This is a genomic window from Halobacillus mangrovi (genome assembly GCF_002097535.1).
Classification (GTDB): domain Bacteria; phylum Bacillota; class Bacilli; order Bacillales; family Halobacillaceae; genus Halobacillus; species Halobacillus mangrovi_A.
Genome location: NZ_CP020772.1, coordinates 757,733 through 779,100, shown reverse-complemented (window position 1 = coordinate 779,100; position 21,368 = coordinate 757,733). Strand labels below are relative to the sequence as shown.

At 41.9% G+C, this 21,368-nt stretch carries 20 protein-coding genes; 9 read left to right on the top strand and 11 right to left on the bottom strand.

The features are described from left to right. Positions 1–248: 248 nt before the first annotated feature. On the top strand, positions 249–1,091 hold the full coding sequence (locus HM131_RS03890) for a lipoate--protein ligase family protein (RefSeq protein ID WP_085028148.1): 843 nt from the start codon (positions 249–251) through the stop codon (positions 1,089–1,091). Between the two features lie 837 nt (positions 1,092–1,928). On the opposite strand, the gene pta is transcribed toward HM131_RS03890, so the two are convergent. Further along, positions 1,929–2,900 (bottom strand): phosphate acetyltransferase, encoded by a 972-nt coding sequence (gene pta, locus HM131_RS03880; protein WP_085028133.1) that lies wholly within the window; start codon positions 2,898–2,900, stop codon positions 1,929–1,931. A gap of 262 nt (positions 2,901–3,162) precedes the next feature. Between pta and hemQ the strand changes: the two genes are divergently transcribed. From hemQ to HM131_RS03860, 4 genes are all read left to right on the top strand, one after another. Next, positions 3,163–3,900: a hydrogen peroxide-dependent heme synthase gene (hemQ, locus tag HM131_RS03875; RefSeq protein ID WP_085028131.1), complete on the top strand. Its 738-nt coding sequence runs from the start codon at positions 3,163–3,165 to the stop codon at positions 3,898–3,900. A 420-nt stretch (positions 3,901–4,320) separates the two neighbouring features. Beyond that, positions 4,321–4,743, top strand: coding sequence for a cell wall hydrolase (locus HM131_RS03870; protein WP_085028129.1), 423 nt, complete (start codon positions 4,321–4,323; stop codon positions 4,741–4,743). A gap of 44 nt (positions 4,744–4,787) precedes the next feature. Beyond that, positions 4,788–5,258, top strand: a complete 471-nt coding sequence (gene gerQ, locus HM131_RS03865) for a spore coat protein GerQ (RefSeq protein WP_085031780.1) — start codon at positions 4,788–4,790, stop codon at positions 5,256–5,258. Between the two features lie 60 nt (positions 5,259–5,318). After that, positions 5,319–5,567, top strand: coding sequence for a hypothetical protein (locus HM131_RS03860; protein WP_085028127.1), 249 nt, complete (start codon positions 5,319–5,321; stop codon positions 5,565–5,567). On the opposite strand, the gene HM131_RS03855 is transcribed toward HM131_RS03860, so the two are convergent. From HM131_RS03855 to HM131_RS03845, 3 genes are all read right to left on the bottom strand, one after another. Continuing rightward, positions 5,564–5,932, bottom strand: coding sequence for a DUF423 domain-containing protein (locus HM131_RS03855; RefSeq protein WP_085028125.1), 369 nt, complete (start codon positions 5,930–5,932; stop codon positions 5,564–5,566). The two genes, HM131_RS03860 and HM131_RS03855, sit on opposite strands and share 4 nt — an antisense overlap. Before the next feature lie 13 nt (positions 5,933–5,945). Then, positions 5,946–6,236 carry a YwdI family protein gene (locus tag HM131_RS03850; protein WP_085028123.1) on the bottom strand — a complete coding sequence of 97 codons (291 nt, stop codon included), beginning with the start codon at positions 6,234–6,236 and terminating at the stop codon, positions 5,946–5,948. A 139-nt stretch (positions 6,237–6,375) separates the two neighbouring features. Further along, positions 6,376–7,713, bottom strand: coding sequence for a sodium-dependent transporter (locus tag HM131_RS03845; protein WP_085028121.1), 1,338 nt, complete (start codon positions 7,711–7,713; stop codon positions 6,376–6,378). Between the two features lie 396 nt (positions 7,714–8,109). Here HM131_RS03845 and HM131_RS03835 point away from each other — a divergent pair, with 396 nt between their 5' ends. Beyond that, on the top strand, positions 8,110–8,832 hold the full coding sequence (locus tag HM131_RS03835; protein WP_085028118.1) for a YwaF family protein: 723 nt from the start codon (positions 8,110–8,112) through the stop codon (positions 8,830–8,832). Positions 8,833–8,844: 12 nt separating this feature from the next. Beyond that, entirely contained in the window at positions 8,845–9,324 is a 480-nt protein-coding gene (locus HM131_RS03830) for a GNAT family N-acetyltransferase (protein WP_085028115.1), read from the top strand. Between the two features lie 62 nt (positions 9,325–9,386). Here the strand turns inward: HM131_RS03830 and HM131_RS03825 are convergent, their stop codons facing one another. After that, positions 9,387–10,442: a M14 family zinc carboxypeptidase gene (locus HM131_RS03825; RefSeq protein ID WP_085028113.1), complete on the bottom strand. Its 1,056-nt coding sequence runs from the start codon at positions 10,440–10,442 to the stop codon at positions 9,387–9,389. A 179-nt stretch (positions 10,443–10,621) separates the two neighbouring features. Continuing rightward, positions 10,622–12,319 carry a gamma-glutamyltransferase gene (gene ggt, locus HM131_RS03820; protein ID WP_232324926.1) on the bottom strand — a complete coding sequence of 566 codons (1,698 nt, stop codon included), beginning with the start codon at positions 12,317–12,319 and terminating at the stop codon, positions 10,622–10,624. A gap of 381 nt (positions 12,320–12,700) precedes the next feature. Here ggt and HM131_RS03815 point away from each other — a divergent pair, with 381 nt between their 5' ends. Further along, on the top strand, positions 12,701–13,720 hold the full coding sequence (locus HM131_RS03815; RefSeq protein WP_085028108.1) for a TAXI family TRAP transporter solute-binding subunit: 1,020 nt from the start codon (positions 12,701–12,703) through the stop codon (positions 13,718–13,720). Positions 13,721–13,841: 121 nt separating this feature from the next. After that, the gene (locus HM131_RS03810; protein ID WP_085031778.1) at positions 13,842–15,758 is read left to right on the top strand and encodes a TRAP transporter permease; all 1,917 of its coding nucleotides are present in this window, start codon (positions 13,842–13,844) and stop codon (positions 15,756–15,758) included. A 118-nt stretch (positions 15,759–15,876) separates the two neighbouring features. On the opposite strand, the gene HM131_RS03805 is transcribed toward HM131_RS03810, so the two are convergent. The 5 genes from HM131_RS03805 to HM131_RS03785 all read right to left on the bottom strand — a co-directional run bounded on the left by HM131_RS03805 (position 15,877) and on the right by HM131_RS03785 (position 21,243). Further along, the gene (locus HM131_RS03805; protein WP_085028106.1) at positions 15,877–16,452 is read right to left on the bottom strand and encodes a cytochrome c oxidase subunit 3; all 576 of its coding nucleotides are present in this window, start codon (positions 16,450–16,452) and stop codon (positions 15,877–15,879) included. After that, positions 16,449–18,359 carry a cytochrome c oxidase subunit I gene (locus HM131_RS03800; protein WP_085028104.1) on the bottom strand — a complete coding sequence of 637 codons (1,911 nt, stop codon included), beginning with the start codon at positions 18,357–18,359 and terminating at the stop codon, positions 16,449–16,451. The genes HM131_RS03805 and HM131_RS03800 overlap by 4 nt, the downstream gene beginning before the upstream one ends. Before the next feature lie 24 nt (positions 18,360–18,383). Further along, entirely contained in the window at positions 18,384–19,079 is a 696-nt protein-coding gene (coxB, locus tag HM131_RS03795) for a cytochrome c oxidase subunit II (protein WP_085028101.1), read from the bottom strand. A gap of 200 nt (positions 19,080–19,279) precedes the next feature. Beyond that, on the bottom strand, positions 19,280–19,582 hold the full coding sequence (locus tag HM131_RS03790) for a phasin family protein (RefSeq protein WP_085028099.1): 303 nt from the start codon (positions 19,580–19,582) through the stop codon (positions 19,280–19,282). Further along, on the bottom strand, positions 19,579–21,243 hold the full coding sequence (locus HM131_RS03785) for an ABC1 kinase family protein (protein WP_085028097.1): 1,665 nt from the start codon (positions 21,241–21,243) through the stop codon (positions 19,579–19,581). Before HM131_RS03785 ends, HM131_RS03790 begins: the two co-directional genes overlap by 4 nt. Positions 21,244–21,368 lie beyond the last annotated feature (125 nt).

The window sequence follows — 21,368 nt, the reverse complement described above, 5'->3', positions numbered from 1 at the left end:
CTTTCTTCACGACATTTTTATCTATTATATACCTTTCATAACGACAAAAAAACATCTTGACAGACAAAAAATGACAAAAACAGAATTACACTCCTGTCCCTGGCGCTCCCAAGATGCTTTGGATCTTTTAAAAAATAAATTTATCCGTATCGAACCCTTTGAAGATTTTACATACGAGTAACGATTCATGCAAGACTTTTCTTTTGATATAATGAAGATTGGTGATTGTACGAAAAGGAGAACTATTTATGGAAACTATACATGCCTTATTACATCCTCAAGCTTACCGTTTCATAGATCAAAGCAGCCTTGGGCCTGACTTTTCCGCTCTTCAATCGTTCGCGATGGACGATGCCTTATCGATGTCTGTCGGTGAAGGGATGAGTCCGACAACCGCCAGATTGTGGGTGCATCATGATACCGTCGTCCTCGGCATCCCTGATGCCCGACTTCCTTATATATCAGAAGCTATTGACTTCCTCAACTCAGAAGGATATGAAGTCATTGTACGGAACTCAGGCGGGCTTGGCGTCGTCCTTGATGATGGGGTGCTGAACTTATCCCTTATTTTCCCAGATTCTAAGGAAGTAAACATTCATGAAGGGTACGAAGCAATGGTCTCATTTGTACGATTGCTTTTCTCTGATCTAACAGACGAAATTGAAGCGTACGAGATTACCCGTTCCTATTGTCCTGGCACTTATGATTTAAGCATCAGAGGCCAAAAATTCGCTGGTATTTCACAGCGTCGCGTGAAGAATGGCTCTGCTGTTCAAATTTATCTAGACGTAAGCGGTAGTGGTGCACAGCGAGCCTATCTTTTGAAACGATTTTATGAAATAGGAAAAAGAAACGAAGAGACACGCTTCCAGTATCCTGATATTGACCCCACTGTGATGGCTTCAATGAACGAGCTTCTTGGTACAGGTTTAACCGTGAGTGATGTACGTGACCGGATATTGAAAAAGATTTATGACTTGTCTGGAAAAGTAGTGACAAACCCGCTTGAGGAGCAGGAAATTGAATGGTTCAATAAGCGATTTGAACAAATGATTCAACGAAATGAAAAAGCGCTCGACCGTTTAAAATAATGGTCTTGAGCGTTTTTTTCTTTCATATTCCATAAAGGCCCCCTGTTACTGAAAATTCAGTTTCAAGATGACTGTTCACTTTGGTGAGATTGTTTCCGTTTTCAAGTACCAGGAAAGGTGGTCGGGAAATGGCTTGCTTTCCGCGGGGATGACGGCAAGCCTCCTCGTTCGCTCCGCTCTCTGTGGGGTCTCGCCAGCCATTCCATTCCCGCAGGAGTCTCCCCATTCCCCCTCTCACCTTGCTATTTATTGGCGGAACGGAAAACCATGGAAAAGTTTAAACAGTTCTTTTAATTCTGATGATTCAATTCGGAAGTATATTTATTCTGTCAGGGTAGGCTGGTAATGGATTTCAAATGCTTCCATTATATAAATTTCTTCAGCCTCACTCTACATAATTAGGTGGGTTTGGGAGGTTCATGATAACAGGGATGGCTGGAAAATGACGAGACTCCCAATTTAAATGTAGAAGCGCCTTGAACAGCGGCGTATGGACTGGACTGAGCTGGAGGAGATAAAGGAAACACGAAGAACGAAGCGATTCGATGTTGACTTATCGTACAGAAGCGAGGGAAGTCTCACTAGCCGCTAGGCGCTGGAACTGGATAGAACAAGGGAGAAGGACCTAGGCGAGCCCCTACAGTGAGCGCAGCGAATGAGGAGGCTCGGCAGTTCCCCCACAGGAAAGAGCCATCCCTAACACTTTTACATATACAAACCCAAAACATCTTGAAATCGAATATTTAACTATTCTGCTATTATGTTGAATAATCTATTCGTACATGTTGTAACAAACAAAAAAAGGCCACCTCATCTGGTGGCCATTTTTTCTAATTATTATACAGATTGAGCTGCTGTAATAAGAGCTAGCTTATACACGTCATCAGCGTTACAGCCGCGGGAAAGATCATTTACCGGCTGGTTCAGACCTTGAAGGATCGGACCAACCGCATCAAAATTACCCAGGCGCTGCGCAATCTTGTAACCGATGTTACCAGCTTCAAGACTTGGGAATACAAACGTATTCGCCTCGCCTTTTAATGGAGAATCCGGGGCCTTCTTCTCAGCAACAGAAGGAACGAATGCTGCATCAAATTGGAACTCTCCATCAATGAGAAGTTCAGAGTTCTGCTCTTTTGCAAGCTTTAGAGCTTCTGTAACTTTTTCTGTCTCTGGAGACTTCGCAGATCCGCGTGTGGAGAAGCTTAGCATAGCCACTCTCGGATCGATATCGAATAGCTGTGCGGTTTCAGCACTTGCAAGAGCGATTTCAGCCAGGTCTTGACTGTCAGGATTGATGTTAATCGCACAATCCGCAAAAACATACTTCTCTTCATCACGAACCATGATGAATACACCAGATGTTTTCTTGATGCCTGGTTTCGTCTTGATGATTTGAAGTGCGGGACGGACCGTGTCTGCCGTTGAATGAGCCGCACCGCTGACAAGACCATCAGCTTTATCCATGTACACGAGCATCGTACCAAAGTAGTTTTCATCTTGAAGAATTTCTCGCGCTTTTTCTTCTGTCGCTTTTCCTTTACGGCGTTCAACGAAAGTTGCGACCATTTCGTCATACTCTTCGTAATTTGCAGGGTCAAGAATTTCAGAAGCAGATAGATCTACTCCGATTTCAGACGCTTTCTGTTCTACTTTTTCTTTATTTCCGACTAGTACAGGTGTGATCATACCTTCTGCACCTAGTTGACTGACAGCAGTCAAGATACGTTCATCTAAACCTTCAGGGAATACGACTTTCTTGCCTTTCCCATCGATTTTCGCTTTAAGAGTTTCAAATAGGTTACTCATGATTAACCCTCCATTTTTCATTTCTGTTATACATGATAAGACCTTTTGTGTATAAATGAAAGTAGTTCGTCCATAATTTTTATGATGAAGCGATTTCATTTTTCACTTTACCCTATTTGAATGAAAATCATGTAATTTTCCATGTAAATATGGACAGTTTGTTGAACTTCATTGCCAATTCCTGAAGGACGTAGGGCAACTGTGTTATATTGAAAAAGGAAGTTTTCTAATACAACACTTACTATACAAAGGAGCGATCACCATGCCAGAAGCAGTAGTAACAATGGATGGTTGGTATTGCCTGCATGATTTCCGTTCAATGGACTGGACAGCTTGGAAATATGCAAGTCCTGAAGAACGTGAAGAAGCCATTCATGAATTCCACCAGCTAATCGAAAAATGGGAAAGCACGGAGAAAGCTAAAGAAGGCAGCCATGCTTTATATACGATTGTAGGCCAAAAAGCAGATTTCATGATGATGATCCTGCGACCAACGATGGAAGAGCTGAACGAAATCGAAACAGCCTTCAATAAGACGAAACTAGCTGAATTCACAACGCCGTCCTACTCTTATGTATCTGTCGTTGAATTGTCCAACTACATGGCCAACACGAACGAAGACGATCCAGAAATTCAAGCACGATTAAAACCGACGCTTCCAAAATGGAATCATATTTGCTTCTATCCTATGGACAAGCGTCGTCAAGGGAATGACAACTGGTATGTCCTTGAAAAAGATGAACGGGCGAAGCTGATGTACGCACATGGAATGACTGGACGTCAATACGCTGGGAAGATCCGTCAAATCATTACTGGCTCCATCGGCTTTGATGACTGGGAATGGGGTGTAACGCTATTCGCTCATGATGTACTTCAGTTTAAAAAGCTTGTTTATGAAATGCGTTTTGACGAAGTCACTTCTCGTTATGGTGACTTTGGTTCTTTCTACGTCGGAAACATTCTTAAACCTGACGCTATCGAACAATTTTTACACGTATAAAAATCAACTTTTCCCTGCAAAAGGACTCTACATAGGTAGAGTCCTTTTTTGCATCTGCCTCTCTTAACCATTCATTGAGCCGATCATGGATATTTCAATTAAAAAGGCTTAAGAATTGATGAATTCTGCAAAACCATTTCCCCACTATAAAGACTGCTTCATTTGTATTTTATTCCTTATGACTTGCTGAGCTTGAACTACAAGTTGGTTGATAATAAAGGCCACCCTCCCCAATCAATTTCCTAATAAGCGTCCGAACACGAACCTTTCATTTCCGTCTTCCTCCTGTTCTCTCCTTCACGGCGTTGCGTATTTTGGAACAAAAGGACTACCTGATATTTTTATTCATATCCCTGTGGTTGCCTTACATATAGTGTTAAAGAACAACCTTTCATGCCGGTAGTAAAGTGAGGTGACAGCGTGGCTGTTATTCCCTACAACGAAGCAGATGTAAGCTTACTGGCAAGACTAATGAGAGCAGAAGCTGAAGGGGATGGAAAGCTCGGGATGTTGATGGTTGGTAATACCGGGGTGAACCGTGTACGTGGTGATTGTATTGATTTTACAGACATTAATTCAATCAGAGATATGGTGTTTCAAAGCCCTGGCGGTTTCGAAGCTACACAAAAGGGATATTTTTACCAACGCGCTCGAGAGAAGGATAAAAGGCTTGCGAGGAAGGTTATTAATGGCAAACGCTACCACCCTGCTACGAACTCTCTATGGTTTTTCATGCCTTCGGGAGAATGTCCTGCTCAGTGGTTTGGCCAGTGGAATACCGGAAGATTCAAATCGCACTGCTTCTATTCTCCGACGCGATCTGATTGTCCTAATGTGTATTAAATTATTAAGGAGTGATTCAGTTGGCACAACAGAAGAAACCATCCATGGGAGGGCAGGGGCAGCAGCCGATGGCAGGACAAAGCCCACCTTATTATCCGAGTAACCCTTATATGCAATTCTACCCTGGCGGTCCCCAGATGCAGGGCATGCCTCCTCAAGTAGGAGGCATGCAAGTTCCGCAGATGCCTTCGGGCCAGCCCAGCGGAGGCATCAATCCACCGGGCATGCTCCCTACCGAAGAGTCATACATTGAAAATATTTTAAGACTGAATGCTGGAAAAGAAGCAACCGTTTATATGACTTTTGAAAACAATGACCAGTGGAATGCCAAAGTCTTTAAGGGGATTATTGAAGCTGCTGGTCGCGATCACATTATACTTAGCGACCCGCAGACAGGCAAGAGATACTTGCTGTTAATGATTTACCTTGATTACATTACTTTCGATGAGGAAATCAATTATAATTATCCATTCAATGGTGCAAGTCCTGGAATGGCTCAATTTCCACCAAGATAATGAATAAAACTCGCTATTTCATTAGCGAGTTTTTCACTATGAAAAGAAAAGGGTGAACCGATGAAACATCCAAATGAGAACTACGTCAAAGCCCAGTTGGGAACCCTTCTTTTAGCTGTTTTACTGGCCATCTTCGGCTTATTTCAACTGGAACACCAATGGATCATCCTTCTTATGTTTTATGTTCTTGCCATCAGCTTCCTCTTTGAAGCCTTGATTGAATTAAATAAGCAGCAGATGGTAAATAGTATTATCCAACTGCTGCGCGCCTTAATTATTGTATTATTTACAACCATTCTCTATTTTTAAATAAACTTGATGATGGCATAACCAAGCAAGACCCAGCCAATTAAGAAAGCTAATCCACCAACAGGCGTAATCATAGCAAACGTCTTGATTCCTGTAGGAGCATAGATATAAAGGCTTCCAGAAAATAACAGGATACCTATTATAAAGAACCAGCCTGCGCCTGTCATTAAGCCGGTCTGCACTTTACTCATTAAAAGACCTGTAACAAACAGGGCAACCGTATGGAACATTTGATAGTCGACCGCTTTCCCCCACTGCTCAAGTCCTTTTTCGGATACTTTCCCTTCCAGACCATGAGCCCCAAAGGCTCCTAGAGCTACGGAAAGAAAGCCATTTAAAGCGGCTAAAATAAGAAATAGTTTCATGCTTCATATCCCCCTAAAAATCAAAAATGGATGATCCGTTGGCATCATCATGATCGATTGGTTTTGATTCGGTCGTTTTTGACGGCTTATCTGTTCCCATCATTTTTCGAACCTCTTCTACCGTCGGTTCTTCTACTGAACGCGTTTGCTCAGGAGCCGTATTTTCTTCTTCAAGCAATAAATCGGCTAACAGCTTTACAGACCGTACATGTTCGCGTACTTTGAGTTCATCACTGTGCTGAAGCATTGCTTCTTGTATTTCACTCGCCATCTTTTTTAAGACGGTTTGATTTGTTATTGCCATTTTCGCCAAACTCCTTTATTAAAATGGTCTCTGTCGTAGTTTAACACGACCGGCTTGCTCCTGTCTTATGTTCATCCCATCGTTCATATTTTGCTCAAAAAAAGATCCTGGCCCTCTTGGGAACCAGGATCTTTCACATTTAAATGATTCCGATTTTGTTTAAGAAGATCATGATAATCAATATTGGTGCGACCCATTTTACAATAGTAAACCAGGTACTGCCAATTGGAGAAGACGTTAAATCGGTTGCTTCGAGTGCTTCCGATTTCTTGAAGTACCATCCTACTAATAATGCCATAGATAATCCACCTAGCGGAAGCAGAATATTAGAGGCAATGTAATCCATAGAATCAAGGATATTTCTCTCTCCGATCGGAGTAACCCCTGACCAAACACCAAATCCAAGAGATACGGCAATACCCATCACAAACATAATCGATCCCATAACGGTACTTGTCGCAAACCGAGACCATCCGAAAACTCGCATAAAGTAGGCCGTCGGAACTTCCAAGATCGATACAGATGATGAAAGGGACGCAAGGATTAAGGCAAAGAAGAAGATCAGCCCGACCATCCCGCCTAATGGCATTTGTTCAAATATACTCGGAAGGGTAATAAATACTAACGGGGGCCCTGAGCTTGGATCGATCCCGAAAGCGAATACCGCAGGGAATATGACAATTCCTGAAATAACAGCGAAAAATGTATCCATAAGTCCGATTCCGAGCGTTGCACTAGGCAGCTTGTTTTCTTTTTTCAAATAACTTCCATAAGTAAGCATCGCTCCCATTCCTAGACTCAAGGAAAAGAAAGCCTGCCCTAACGCTGCTATATAAATAGAAGGATTGCTTAATGCCGTCCAATCAGGTGTGAATAGGAACTTCAAACCTTCTGAGGCTCCGTCTAATGATAAACTGAAGAAAGCTAGTACTATTAAAATCAAAGCCAACATCGGCATAAAGATTTTATTGGCAAGCTCGATCCCTTTTTTGACACCACTAAGCACGATAACAATCGTTAAAATCATAAAGAACGCTGTCCATGCAATAGGATGCCATGTATGACTGATAAACTGCCCAAAAGCCCCTTCATAACCGGCTGCAGGCTGTGCAAAGAATGATCCATTTAAATAATTCCAAAAGTAAAACATAGCCCAGCCAGCTACCACTGCATAGAAGCTTAAAATTAAGAAGGCACTTGCTATTCCGAAGAATCCTGTTAAATACCACGGGGTACCTGGTGCCAACTTCTTAAAGGATCCGACTACATCGCTTTCTGCTTTACGACCAATACTTACTTCTGTAAGCAGTAAGGGTACACCAATGATTAAGACGAACAATAGATATAGGATTAAGAAAGCTCCCCCTCCGTTATTTCCTGCAACGAAAGAGAATCTCCATATGTTTCCTAGACCAACAGCTGAACCCATGGCTGCAAGCATAAAGCCCAGCTTCGTCCCCCATTTCTCTCTAGCCATTCCTACTCAACTCCTCTCACTCTATTCATATTCCATTAATAAATATTCATCATCTTACCATAGAATGTGTATGTGTAAATACTTATTCTTATATTTCATTATATTTACAGTCGAAGATTAAAGCGGGATTGGAATCCAGATGAATGATTTCTATTAGCAGGGCTCTTTGGTTGAAATTGCATACATTCCGCTCCCGTCACCTTCTTTATATAGGTTGAGAGTACTTCTTTTGTTTTGAATCCATAAGCCTTACATGCTCTTGGAAAGACAGGATTCCAAGTCGTACTAAAATGCTTACAGCGAAAACAATTGATTTTGTTCACACTGCCCATTCCCCTCATAAAAGTATGGTAGAATCATAGCACAACTAATCTATATCCACTAGGAGGTGTGCACATGAAAGCATGGTTCACCCCTGGAAGTGATTATCCCTTTCAGTCGTTCGGTACGAGTCACATCTATGTACTTCTCACATTTTTTCTCGTACTAGCTTCTATTCTTCTTTTTGGCAGGCAGTTAAGCAAACACCATCGTACTTTTCAAACCGTTCGTTTCAGCCTTCTTATTCTGCTGATTTGGTCAGAAGCTAGTTATCAGACTTGGACGGCGGCCAATGGATTATGGAGTTTTGCTGACCATATGCCCCTCCATTTATGCGGAATTGCCTCCCTGTTAGGTATGGTTTCGCTTATCACTTTCCATCCAAAACTGATCAAAATTAACTTTTTCATTGGGATTGTGCCCGCGTTAATCGCCTTGATTACGCCTGATTTACCCTACGATTACCAGCATTATCGTTTTTGGAAGTTTTTCTTACACCATATGGCGATTCCCTGGACAAGCCTATTTCTAGTCGTGACTACTCGCACTAAAATCTCCTGGAAGGATGCGATTGAAACCTACGCTTATTTAGTTGGTTATGCGATTTTTATTGCCTTCATTAACCTGTGGACCGGATCGAATTATTTGTACCTGGACCATCCCCCTTCTGCAGGTACGCCTCTTAGTTATATAGGAGATGGTTTTGTTTATATCCTTAATTTAAGCGGAATCGCTCTATTCACCTTCTTGATTATGTTCGGTCTTTATCATTTAGGAGAAAAAATATCCAAACAATAGAGGAGAACAGTCATGCACTATCTCACATTAGAAGAAATTAGAAAAGATTATGATATCCCCCATTTGTTTAAGCAGCACTGGGGGAGTGTGGAGATGGTCACTTCAAAGGGAATTTACCACATTGACCATTTGAAAGGTTATGCTGCTGTAGAAGAGGGAGAAATCAAAGGGTTTCTGACTTATACAGTTGAATCAGACCATGTCGAGATCATTTCTCTAGACAGTTTTGAAGAAAAGAAAGGCATTGGTACAGAACTTTTAAGAATTTTGGAAAATCATACAAAAATGCTAAGGTTAGCTTCCACTCAATTGATCACGACAAATGATAACATTCATTCCCTGCTCTTTTATCAAAAACGAGGTTACAGGATCACAGATATTGTAAGAGATGGTGTTATCAAAGCCAGACAACGAAAGCCAAATATACCTATGATTGCAGAGAACGGCATTCCTATTTGTGATGAATTAGTGTTAACGAAAGTCCTTGATTAATGAAGAGAGCATGTTCAACGACATGCTCTCTTTTTCAATACCCACGATATTAAACCCGGTAATTATTCACCTTCATAATTGCTTTCAGGCAATGTCTCCCAGAAAGAAGTGTCAGCAGAGTCAATAGAACCATCAGCTAATGCATTTAATGTCGCTTTCATAGCGGTAACCGCTTGCTGGATTAAGTAGCCATTACTCTTTTGACCTAGAACGTAATCTTCACGATAGTGATCAGCCATCCCGCGCATTTCTAAAAGCAGAGTAGAAATTCCATATTCCACAGCTAGTCCGTTTCTGCTAATCGTCGGTGCACTTCCCCCAGGATACTTAGAAAGAAGTCCATAACCTTTGGAATCGATAGCATTATAAACAACAGCTCCGAGTTTCTTAGATTGTTCTCGAACTTCGGGGTCAACATTATCATTAGTTGGATAAAGAAGGGAACCAGATACGAGTTCTCCTGTATCACCTAACGTCGTTTGAGTTCCTTGGTGATGGAGATCGATCATATAATCAGGGTGATATTTTTGCAGCACTTCCTGGTGTAATGCTTTTGTTTCAGGCTGCTTGCGGTCAACATGATCACGGTTAAGGTCTACCCCATTCGCATTATACCTAGTGTGTGTTCCTGATACGTAATCCTCTAATGAAAATTTGACATCACCTTCTGCCCCGTCGACATTAAGCCTTGGAGCGATAAGCACATTCACATTATTAATGATCTCTTCTACATTTTTCCCATTTGAAGTTAAGTATTTAATGAGTTGCAGTGCACCCTCAGTAGTTAACGTTTCATTTCCATGTTGCTGGGTCAAGAATAAGATAGTAGGATTGTCTTCATTCATCGTACCAAATTTAGCTAAATAGAGATCCCTGTCTTGGACAGACTGACCGTAGACCTCAAGCTCCAATGCCTCAGAACGCTTATCGGCTTTCTCTAAAAAGCTCACCATTTCTTCATAGGAATGAAGCCTTTCGTTTTTAATCGTTTCATTCCCTCCATAATTCGGCCCATTGGGTCCATTTTCTCCCGCAAGAATAGTTCCATTTCCTGCCAAAAATGATCCTGACGTCAATAGTGCACCAGTTACTGCTACAGTTAGAATCTTTTTCTTCACAATAAACCTCCTAATTATTATATATTTTCCTAAATTCTTCTATTAGAAGACAAAATCCTTTTCATTACGCAAAAATGGTTACAAGTAACTAACTCTAGGCTAATGTACACAAAGGAAGCAGCTTTGGGCTGACTCTAATTGAAAAAGGACAGCCAACAGGCCATCCTTTTTACCTTAGTTTATTTTCTTCCCGCTGTCTTATCTACTCCAATCGCTGTACCTTCCCTTGATGAATCAGCCGCTCCTAAATAACCACCATGATCTAGAATTCTTATCGCCTGAACATTTCCTAATTCACCTGGTGAATTTCGCCATTCATGTCCCCATTCTTCCAATGTTTCCCGCGCACTGGCTGGAACTCCTTCTTCCCATCGTATTTGCGGATAAGAAGAGCTGTAAATTCTCGGTTCCTCTATGGCATCCTTCAGTTCCAAATCATAGTCAATAACATTAATAATTGTCTGAAGCACAGAAGTAATAATTGTTGGTCCGCCTGGTGAACCCACCGTCATAAATGGTTCACCATCTTCAAACACAATCGTTGGGCTCATACTGCTCATTGGTCTTTTGTTCGGCTGTACTTCATTCGGACCACCAGGTACCGCATCAAAGTCCGTCAGCTCATTATTTAGCATAAATCCGTATTCCGGAACCATGATTCCCGTACCGAAGACCTGCTCAATTGTTGTCGTATAGGAAACAAGATTTCCCCATTTATCAGCGACGGTAAAGTGAGTAGTCTGTCCAATTTTTCGATCATCAGGTTGACTTACTAATGTACCAGCAGCACCATCTTGATAAGCCCATGGGTTTCCAGGTTCAACATTTTCATTGGCATCCCCCATTTGGATAAGGGAGCGCCTTTCAGCAAGATACTCCTCGTCCAGCATCCCTTCTATTGGAACATCAACAAATTCAGTATCCCCAATGTACGCACCACGATCTGCATAGGCTAAGTGCATCGCTTCTGTAAGTAGATGGTATTTTTCAGGGGAGCGAACGTCGTAGCTGTTCAAATCAAAGCCTTCTAATAGTTTAAGTATTTGTAAAATCGTCAACCCTCCCGAACTTGGAGGAGACATAGAGGCAATTTCATACCCTCTGTATGTGCCTGTTACCGGCTCGTCTACAGTTACTGTATAATCAGCCAAGTCTTCGCTCGTCATACTTCCACCATACTCTTGTACGGTATCTGCCAAGGCTTGTCCAATTTCTCCACCATAAAAAGCAGACAATCCATCTTTGCGGATTTGTTTAAATGTATTCGCTAAATCTCTTTGAACTACCATGTCTCCTTCCTGAAGAGGTTCTCCATCCGGCATAAATACATCCGCTGCAGCACTTCTTGAAAGCTTATCCGTATTATCATCAATAGCTTCAGCAAGTACTCCATTCACTTCTACTCCATTATGAGCAAGTTTAATGGCAGGGTTAATCAGCTGATTAAAAGGTTTTGTTCCCCATTTTTCGTAGGCGGTCATTAGTCCTTTTAAAGTTCCCGGTACTCCTACCGCTTTTCCAGTTATGTGACGTTCGGAAAAAGGAATTACGTCTCCGTCTTCATCAAGAAACATGTCAGGAGCAGCTCCAGCAGGGGCTCGTTCACGGCTATCGATAATAGAAACATCATCTTTCTCAGCATCATAGACCATCATGAACCCACCACCGCCAATTCCGGACATCATCGGCTCCGCTACATTCAAAGCAAATTGAATGGCGATCGCCGCGTCCATGGCGGTTCCCCCTTTTTCTAGTACTCTGGCGCCTATTTCAGAAGCTGCTGGATGAGCGGTTGCAACCATCCCTTCTGTTCCATAATCTACTTGATCAGCCATACCGTTATGTGGGTTTGCATAAGAGGCAGCAGGAATAGCCATCGAAAACAAGAGTGCAAGAATAGAAAACAAAGAGGTCAAGCGTGCAAATTTCGTCATCAATCAATCTCCTCCCTTCCATAATACCTGTAATTTTACAGAAAATTCTAAATTATTTATATGTACAAAATATCCTATTTTTCTCTAAAATCACACATAAAAACCTAACTATAGGCTTATCATAATGACAATTCACCTATGTTCTTTTAACTAAGTATCAATCCAATATCAACCAAATTGCTGTTCTTATTTTTCGAAATATTCTTGTAATAAAAGAGTATAAAAGGTAAAATTCATGTAAATACGTGGTATGTTTACTGATTTAAATGGACTGGCGAACCATCCATTTAAATACACCAAAATTCATATGTAGGGGGTAAAATTTTGAAAAAGTATTCATTATTCACATTTGTTATTCTTTTAGCTGTAAGCATGGTTCTTAGTGCTTGTGGCGAAAGTGGAAATGGCGGTTCTTCCGGCGGCGGAGATAATGGCGGCGACGGTGGCGGAGAGGAAATGACTAATTTAACGATGGGCACAGGTAGTGTCGGTGGTGTTTATTACCCGCTTGGCGGTGAGATGGCCAACCTATTTAAAGACACGATTGAAGTTGAGGGGTTCGATGTCAGCTCTGTTGAATCTGGTGCCTCTGTTGAGAACATTGCAAAAATCCAGGCTGGTGACTTCCAACTGGGGATTGCCCAAAATACAACTATGATTAATGCTGTTGAAGGTAAAGGTGAATTTGAAGGAAAAGAAGTCGGAAATGTAGCCGTTATAGGATCTTTATACCCAGAAGCTCTGCAAGTTGTAACTTTAGACTCTACTGGTGTTGAATCAATCGAAGACTTAAAAGGTAAACGAGTAGCAGTTGGCCCTCCAGGAGGAGCAACACGAGAGGCAGCAGAAATGGTTCTTTCCGCTTACGGTATTGAAGAAGGCGATTATGAGGCATTTGAAGAAGGGTTTGGAGATGCAAAAAGTAAACTGCAAAACGGTACAATAGATGCCTCGTTTGCTGTGGTAGGCGTTCCATCTTCAACTACAGATGAATTACAAGCAGCAACGAAAGAAGTTAAATTCCTTAATATCGAAGGAGAAGCGCTCGATGAAGTTGTAGCCAATAGTCAATATGAGAAATACACAGTCGAACCGGGTACTTATGAATGGCAGGACGAGCCCGTTCAAACCATAACAGCGATGGCACTGTTACTTGGTTCTACAAGCCAAGTCAGCGAAGATCTTGCTTATGAAATGACGAAGACGCTTTATGAAAATGCCGGTGAAATGTCAATCGCTCAATCAAAACTAATCACACAAGATAGTGCATTGACAGGAGCCCAGGACCTTCCGCTTCACCCTGGTGCAGAGAAATACTTCAAAGAAGCTGGCATCATCGAATAATGGTGAATGGACGGAACCGGACATACATTTGTCCGGTTCTTTCACCTTATGACTAAGAGCGGGAAACGGAGGTAGAAAAGTGGTAACACACGATAACCAAGAAGTCGACAAACGTGAACTCATGGCTAAATATGATAAAGAAAGCACCTACCGTACGAACTTAGGTCCATGGGGCTGGCTTACGCTTATCCTAGGAAGTGCACTCACCATATTTCAGTTGTACACCGCTTATCGAGGTGCATATGTTTCATTGATTCAGGGGGCCGTACATCTGGGAGCTGCTTTATGCCTGGTTTACCTTATGTATCCAGTCAAGTCCTCCCTCACCCAAAAAAGAGGGATTGCGTGGTATGACGTTATTCTGGCTGCAGCTTCTCTATACGCTAATTTTTATATCATCCAAAACTATGAAAGGTTAATCAACGAAGCAATTATTTTTGGGTTTTCATACATGGACCAAATTGTAGCAACAGCTGGAATAATTCTATTATTGGAGGCCACAAGACGCGTGGTTGGACTTCCGATTGTCATCATCGCCATTTTAGCTTTGCTTTATGGACTATTCGGAAACTACATTCCTATAATCGGACATGCTGGCTACGATTGGCCAACCCTGGCAACTGAGATGTTTTTCAGTTCAAGTTCCATATTTGGAATTCCTATCCAGATTTCTTCTACTTATATTTACTTATTTCTCTTTTTTGGAGTTATCTTAGTGAAAACGAATATTGGTCAGTTCTTTAACGACATCGCTTTAAGGCTAACAGGACGTTATACTGGCGGAACAGCAAAGGCCGCTGTAGCTGCAAGTGGACTGCAAGGAATGGTAAGTGGAAGTTCTGTTGCTAACACTGTAGGGTCCGGATCTTTCACGATTCCGATGATGAAAAATGCTGGATTCAAGCCGCATTTCGCAGCTGCTTCCGAAGCCTCCGCCTCTACTGGCGGTCAGCTGATGCCGCCGATTATGGGTGCTGCTGCCTTCATTATGGCATCATACACAGGTATTCCATACAACGAAATCATCGTTATCGCAATCATTCCAGCCCTTTTGTACTTTACTGGTGTCTTTTTAGGCACCCACTTTGAAGCAAGAAAACAAGGAATCCGAGGATTGACTAAAGAGGAACTGCCAAAAACCAATAAGCTGGCTAAGCGCCTTGATTTATTTCTTCCCCTCGTGATTATCATCGGTTTTCTCCTTGCTGGATACACACCAACTTATGCCGCGTTATTCGCAATCGGTACTGCATTCGTTATAAGTTTTTTCCGTAGAGAAACACGAATGTCACTTAAAGGGATCGTGAAGCTGCTTGAGGAAGGAGCACGTACAGCCCTCCCCGTGATTGCAGCCTGTGCGACCGCTGGAATTATAGCTGGAACGGTGACGACTACTGGTCTCGGACCTAAAATAGCTGGAGGAATCATCGATCTTGCTCAAGGCCAATTCTTCCTTGTTATGTTCTTTACCATGATCGCTTGTATTATCCTTGGAATGGGTCTCCCTACAACAGCCAACTATGTAGTTACAGCTACGATGGCAGCCCCTGCCCTTTTAGCGTTTGACGTACCTGTCATCGCTGTTCATATGTTTGTGTTTTATTTTGGAATTGTAGCGGACATTACCCCTCCAGTCTGTCTTGCCGCATACGCAGGAGCAGGTATTGCTGGAGCGAACCCAATGAAAGCTGGGGTTACGGCGGTCAAACTCGCCATCGCCGCTTTTATCATTCCTTACGTTTTTGTCTCACAGCCCATCCTGTTGTTACAGGGAGATGCAAATGTCTTGAATGTCTCTATTGGGGTTGTCACAGCGTTACTAGGAATGGCAAGTATCAGTGCAGCTATGATTGGTTATTTTGTAACCAAAGTAAACTGGCTTGAACGGTTAGTATTGCTCGCAGGCGGTCTAATGCTTGTCTATCCAAACTATATCATTTCATTGATAGGACTAGGTGTATTTGGTGGAGTTGCTGCCATTCAATACATTAGAAACAAACGGGCAGACTCTAAGAGGCAGAAAGAACGAAGTCAATAGTGGTTCAGAAATAAGTAAGGCGAACGCTCATTAGAGCATTCGCCTTTTTCATTGTCTTTTTAAGCACTTACTATATCCTTTCCAATGGAATTTTGTGGAATCCTTAAAAGTAAGTTCTCTAAAATAGGTAAGGAGCATAAACAATCAAAATAATCATTACCCAAACAACGTCAACGAAGTGCCAATAATAGTTAAAAATTTTATGCTTTTCTATGAATAAGGCTTTAGGCAGCTTTTGTTGTTTAAGCTGAACCATAAGAAGAATCATCCAGCCTAGTCCAAAAGCTACGTGAGAGGCATGCAGGCCGACCAGTACATAAAAGGATGATAGAAAGTTGTTCATTGTAATCGTGAACCCTTCATGGGTGTACTTATAAAACTCATGAATTTCCAGCCCCATGAAAACCGCTCCCAATAGGAACGTAGTTATGATTCCGATCCATATCTTCTTTAAATTCCAATGCTCTAATCCGCTCTCTGCAATAAGTAGAGTTCCGCTGCTTGAAAGTAAAAACACAGAGGTCAAAATGACTGTACGCAATTCATAGACTTCTGAAGGATTTGCTCCAACAGATGGTGGAGTGAAGATGATATAGGTGGCAAATAAAGTCGCAAACATGAAAGCTTCAACCACTAAATATAGGAAGAAACCTAACCGTTTATCTTGAAACAAAACGTCAGATGTCTGCTTCATAACTCATCTTCCTCCTTTTGATACACGCCTTTTCTTTCGTCAGTCACAGATCTTATAATGAAGAAGCCAAATGCTCCCACCCCTCCAATGATCTGCATCCAAAGCCAGCCATAGATGAAGCCAATACTTATGACCATCAAAATTCCTGCCAGCAAAACAGGTTGGATGGTTTTAACAGCAATAGGTGACGGGCGCGGGTTTTCAGCTTTTGGTAATTCCTCTTTTTTAACTTTCGCATACCAGTAGGCATCAAACCCACTTACTATCGGCATCGGCTCAAATGGATGCTCAGGTGCCGGTGAATCTACAGTCCACTCTAGCGTACGCCCATCCCAGGGATCTGGCCCGACTTTATCTGTTAATCGATGGGTTTTATAGAGGTTCCACACAACAAAAAGCATACTCGCTCCCATCAGAAAAGCTCCTATTGTACTGATGAAATTAAGAACAAATACGTTGTCTGCCCATGTATAGGAATACACACGCCGCGGCATCCCGTTCAAACCTGCAAGGTGTTGGGGCAAGAAGGTTAAATGGAAGCCGATGATAAACAGCCAGAAGTGCCAGCGACCTAGCTTTTCATCCAGTACTTTTCCTGTCATTTTTGGATACCAGTAATAAATCCCCGCGAAGGCACCTAAGATTGTGCCTCCGATCATCGTGTAGTGGAAGTGGGCAACGACAAAATAAGTGTCATGATATTGATAGTCGGCCGCTGCCACAGCGAGCATAACTCCGGTCACTCCGCCTATTACAAACGTTGGAATGAATCCTAACGAAAACAACATCGGAGTACGGATTTGAACAACACCGTTCCTCATGGTAAAGAGCCAATTGAATACCTTGATCCCTGTAGGTACAGCAATAAGCATTGTTGTAATGGCAAAAACCGAGTTAGCCAATGGTCCAAGTCCTACCGTAAACATATGGTGAGCCCAAACCATAAACCCGAGCAGCCCAATTAATGCGATCGCAATGACCATGGATGTATAGCCATAGATGCGCTTTCTTGAAAAGGCAGAGATGATATCCGAGAAGATACCGAAGGCTGGAAGAATAAGAATGTAAACTTCCGGGTGACCGAAAATCCAAAATAAGTGTTGATAATAGACAGGAGATCCTAATTCACCAATAAAGAAGGAAGTACCGTATATACGATCAAATGTTAAAAGAAGCAATGCGACGGTCAGGACCGGAAAAGCAATGAGAATTAAAAATGACGTAAGCAGGGTGGCCCAGGGGAAAAGCGGCATACGAGTCATTTTCATACCAGGAGCCCTTAATCGAATGATGGTCACAATCATATTGACAGCGGTAAATATAGTACCTAGCCCTGATAATTGAAGACCGAATATGTAATAATTGTTGTTTGGCCCCGTAGTGAAGGTGTCTGTCGATAAAGGTGCATAAGCCGTCCACCCCGCGTTTGGTGCTGCGTTAAAAAAGAAAGCCATATTGAAAACAAAAGCCCCAGAAACAAACATCCAAAAACTGACCGAGTTCAAATAAGGAAAAGCTAAGTCATTCGCTCCTAATTGCAACGGGACAGCTATGTTCATTAGTCCTATAAGCAGGGGCATAGCAACAAAGAAAATCATGACGGTTCCATGAGTAGTGAATATTTCATTGTATTTTTGCGACTGGAAAACCCAAAAATCGTTCTCAGGAACGGCGAGCTGTGTACGGATAAATAGGGCGTCAATTCCACCTCGAATAAAGAATAAAACGGCAAAAAAGATATACATCGTTCCGATTTTCCTATGATGGGTTGTTGTCATATACTCCCAAATCATTGGCCATTTTTTGTTTACTGTCAGCCTCCATAATAGGAAAATACCGACGATGACCATAACAATCCACGAAACCACAATATCGGAAGGAACTTCTCCTACAAACGGTACTTGCATTGTTTCACCTCTCTTCCTTTTAAACTACTGTTCTCTAAGCCATTGTTTAAACTCTGCTTCACTAACCACCCTAGTCTCAAATCTCATTAAGGTATGTTCTGCCCCGCAAAATTCGGCACACTTTCCTTGAAACGTACCCGTATCAGAAGGCTGGAAAGATAACCGCGTTTCTTCTCCAGGGATCACATCGATTTTACCAGCCAAATTTGGCACCCAAAACGAATGGATGACATCGTTTGACGTCAAATGAAACTCTACTTCCCGCCCCACTGGGAGGACAAGTTCATCGACTGACGTCCGTCCGTTATCGTACGTGAACCTCCAATTGAATTGTTGACCGACGACTTCTACCACGATCGCCTCTCCTTGAGGCTCTTCCCCACTTCCTGATACCTGTGAGGTCAAATCATATGTAGCTTTTACCGTTGGTACCGCAAGGACGGCTAACAGGACAAAAGGAAGAACCGTCCATGTCAGTTCCAGCCATTTGTTTTCACTTTCGTCATCAGGTATCACATTCTGTGTTTCTTTGGTTTCACGAAACTTTCTTAGAAAATGAACAAATAAAATCATGACGATCACAAATACAAGCATCATCAAACCAAAGCTTAAATAAATCAAGTCTGTTAACTTCTCGGCCGTATCACTAGCAGGATTCAACACCCGCATATTGCAACCGCTTAACAATAACAGCATGAAAAATAAGCCAGTTTTTTTCATCACATCCCACTCCTAGATTGGAAAGTTTAACTGGTCTGCTTCCGTTCAGTATTCACTTCATATATACATGCTCTATTACCTAAATCTTTACAATTAAAACTCTTTTTACGCGGTCTAGCATAGAAAGCGTCTATGTTTGACGAATAGATACGAACGGTGTCCATAAGAAAAACCCCACCTTCACTGAGGCAGGGATTTCATCACCTTTGCTGGTCGAGTATCTTTTCCAATCGCTGTACGCGAGCTTCCAAAATTTCGTATTCTTTTTTCGACACAAACCCAAGCCCTTTCATTCTGTCCTGCACTTTCGCTTTCGCTTGATCTGCCCAATCTATATCGACATTTTCTCCTTTGTTAATCCATGATTGCATGAGGGATTTTGCTTGAGAAGGTGAGATTTCTTTCCGGTTCACCATGTCCTCTACCATCTTTTCGAATTTTTCCTTTCCACTGACGGCTGCACCTAGACCTAAATAAAAACCTTTCTTCAATAAGTCATTCATCCTTCATTCCTCCTATTGTGATGGACTCGTCTGATCATCCGGAGATGACTGACGATACAAAGCAAAAATCCAACAAAGCCAACAACTGAAACAGTAGTTCCGATCCACGGATACGGAATGACAGGTGATAAATAAGTGAAATATAGGATCACAAAACCTGTCATCATCAGTAGGAAAGATAAGAAAGCGTAAAAAAGATAAAATTGATGAAACAGCTGGTTTTTCTGATGATAACTTTTCCATTCTCTTTCCTTATCGCCATCTTCTAAATACTCAATAAGAGCGCGAGGCAACGATAGCAAAGGTCGAGCTGTCTCTTTTGCCACTTCCTTATAAATAGAAAAGCTCGAGTCCTCCCCTGACATCCATTCCTTGATCACAGGACGGCCCCATTGGATCAGGTCGATCTGTGGGTAGACAGTACTTAGTACACCAACGATAATGGATGTAGCTCGACCTAAGAACGCATAATCTGCCGGAAGCTGGATCGGCTGTTCTTTGACAAATTGCTGCAAATCGCTAAGCATATCATTCATCATATGCGCATCCAGCTTGTCAAAGTTCCCTTCCAAGTACATGTCGGTCGTCTGCTTCATTAATTTCTTTACTTTTTCAGTATCTGCTTGAGGCAGAAGAAAGTCCATTTCCTGCAGAGCTTCTATAACACGATCATAGTCATCAAGAATAAACCCTTGAATCATCGTCCGAATTGAATTGGCATCTTCATTCTTAATCTCACCAACCATACCAAAGTCGATGACGACAATGGTGCCATCTGCTTTCAACATCAAATTTCCTGGGTGAGGATCAGAATGAAACATGCCTGAATAAAGAAATTGTTCCACACACAAATCAAATAATGTCTTTGCTATTCGTTCTCGATCAATCTCATTTCTTTTAATGAAAGATAAATCCGTAATTTTTTCCCCTTCGATCCATTCCATAACTAATACCCTTTTCGTAGAAAGATTAGAGTAATAATCAGGGATATAGACATTCGGAAATTCTTGAAATCTCTTTTTGAAATGCAGCCCATTATCGAGTTCCATGGTAAAATCCAGCTCATTGCTGATCACTCGAACCACTTCCCGATATAAAGCTGGAAGGTCTGCTTTCTTCCCGAACTTGGTAAAACGATCGACCATCCAAAATACGATCCGTAATGCTTTGAAGTCCATCCGAAAAATATCTCTCACTCTGTACCTCTGTACCTTTACGGCAACTGGTGTCCCATCTTTCAACTTAGCTTTATAAACTTCCCCTATAGAGGCAGAAGCCACAGAATTTTCTTCGATATGGGACAAAAATTCCTCTATTGGCGAATTCCAGTCCTCTTCTATCGTTTCTCTCGATTTGGAAAAAGGAACAGGCTCTACTCGATCGACTAGACCTTCTAACTCTTTAATGAAGGAGTGAGGAAGCAAGTCTCCTCGCGAACTTAAAAACTGTCCGAACTTGATGAGCAAGCCTCCCAGAGAAACTGCTTTTTTTCGGTACTCCTCGGCCTGGCGTTCGAGCATATCCTCCCATTTATCTTTTGTGGTTTGATCCCAAATTCTGTGCCTTTTCTGAAACCAGAATATTTGTAACAAGAATTTTAAAGACATCCATACAATGACGGTAATGCGATAAATTGATATGTATTTCCATCGTTTACCCATGGCTCACTCCCCCCTTCCTTTCATCTATTTCTTTTACCCTTCCCTTTATAAATCAATCATATAATTTTCTTGAGTGACTTTTTACGCATGTCTAAAGACACCTCGATGTTCTTTCGATTCACGAA

Coding starts and splice junctions, on each gene's coding strand:
- HM131_RS03890 (WP_085028148.1), top strand. CDS start 249: ATGGAAACTATACATGCCTTATTACATCCTCAAGCTTACCGTTTCATA.
- pta (WP_085028133.1), bottom strand. CDS start 2,900: ATGAGTAACCTATTTGAAACTCTTAAAGCGAAAATCGATGGGAAAGGC.
- hemQ (WP_085028131.1), top strand. CDS start 3,163: ATGCCAGAAGCAGTAGTAACAATGGATGGTTGGTATTGCCTGCATGAT.
- gerQ (WP_085031780.1), top strand. CDS start 4,788: ATGGGAGGGCAGGGGCAGCAGCCGATGGCAGGACAAAGCCCACCTTAT.
- HM131_RS03860 (WP_085028127.1), top strand. CDS start 5,319: ATGAAACATCCAAATGAGAACTACGTCAAAGCCCAGTTGGGAACCCTT.
- HM131_RS03855 (WP_085028125.1), bottom strand. CDS start 5,932: ATGAAACTATTTCTTATTTTAGCCGCTTTAAATGGCTTTCTTTCCGTA.
- HM131_RS03850 (WP_085028123.1), bottom strand. CDS start 6,236: ATGGCAATAACAAATCAAACCGTCTTAAAAAAGATGGCGAGTGAAATA.
- HM131_RS03845 (WP_085028121.1), bottom strand. CDS start 7,713: ATGGCTAGAGAGAAATGGGGGACGAAGCTGGGCTTTATGCTTGCAGCC.
- HM131_RS03835 (WP_085028118.1), top strand. CDS start 8,110: ATGAAAGCATGGTTCACCCCTGGAAGTGATTATCCCTTTCAGTCGTTC.
- HM131_RS03830 (WP_085028115.1), top strand. CDS start 8,845: ATGCACTATCTCACATTAGAAGAAATTAGAAAAGATTATGATATCCCC.
- ggt (WP_232324926.1), bottom strand. CDS start 12,319: ATGGCTATTCCTGCTGCCTCTTATGCAAACCCACATAACGGTATGGCT.
- HM131_RS03810 (WP_085031778.1), top strand. CDS start 13,842: ATGGCTAAATATGATAAAGAAAGCACCTACCGTACGAACTTAGGTCCA.
- HM131_RS03805 (WP_085028106.1), bottom strand. CDS start 16,452: ATGAAGCAGACATCTGACGTTTTGTTTCAAGATAAACGGTTAGGTTTC.
- HM131_RS03800 (WP_085028104.1), bottom strand. CDS start 18,359: ATGCAAGTACCGTTTGTAGGAGAAGTTCCTTCCGATATTGTGGTTTCG.
- coxB (WP_085028101.1), bottom strand. CDS start 19,079: ATGAAAAAAACTGGCTTATTTTTCATGCTGTTATTGTTAAGCGGTTGC.
- HM131_RS03790 (WP_085028099.1), bottom strand. CDS start 19,582: ATGAATGACTTATTGAAGAAAGGTTTTTATTTAGGTCTAGGTGCAGCC.
- HM131_RS03785 (WP_085028097.1), bottom strand. CDS start 21,243: ATGGGTAAACGATGGAAATACATATCAATTTATCGCATTACCGTCATT.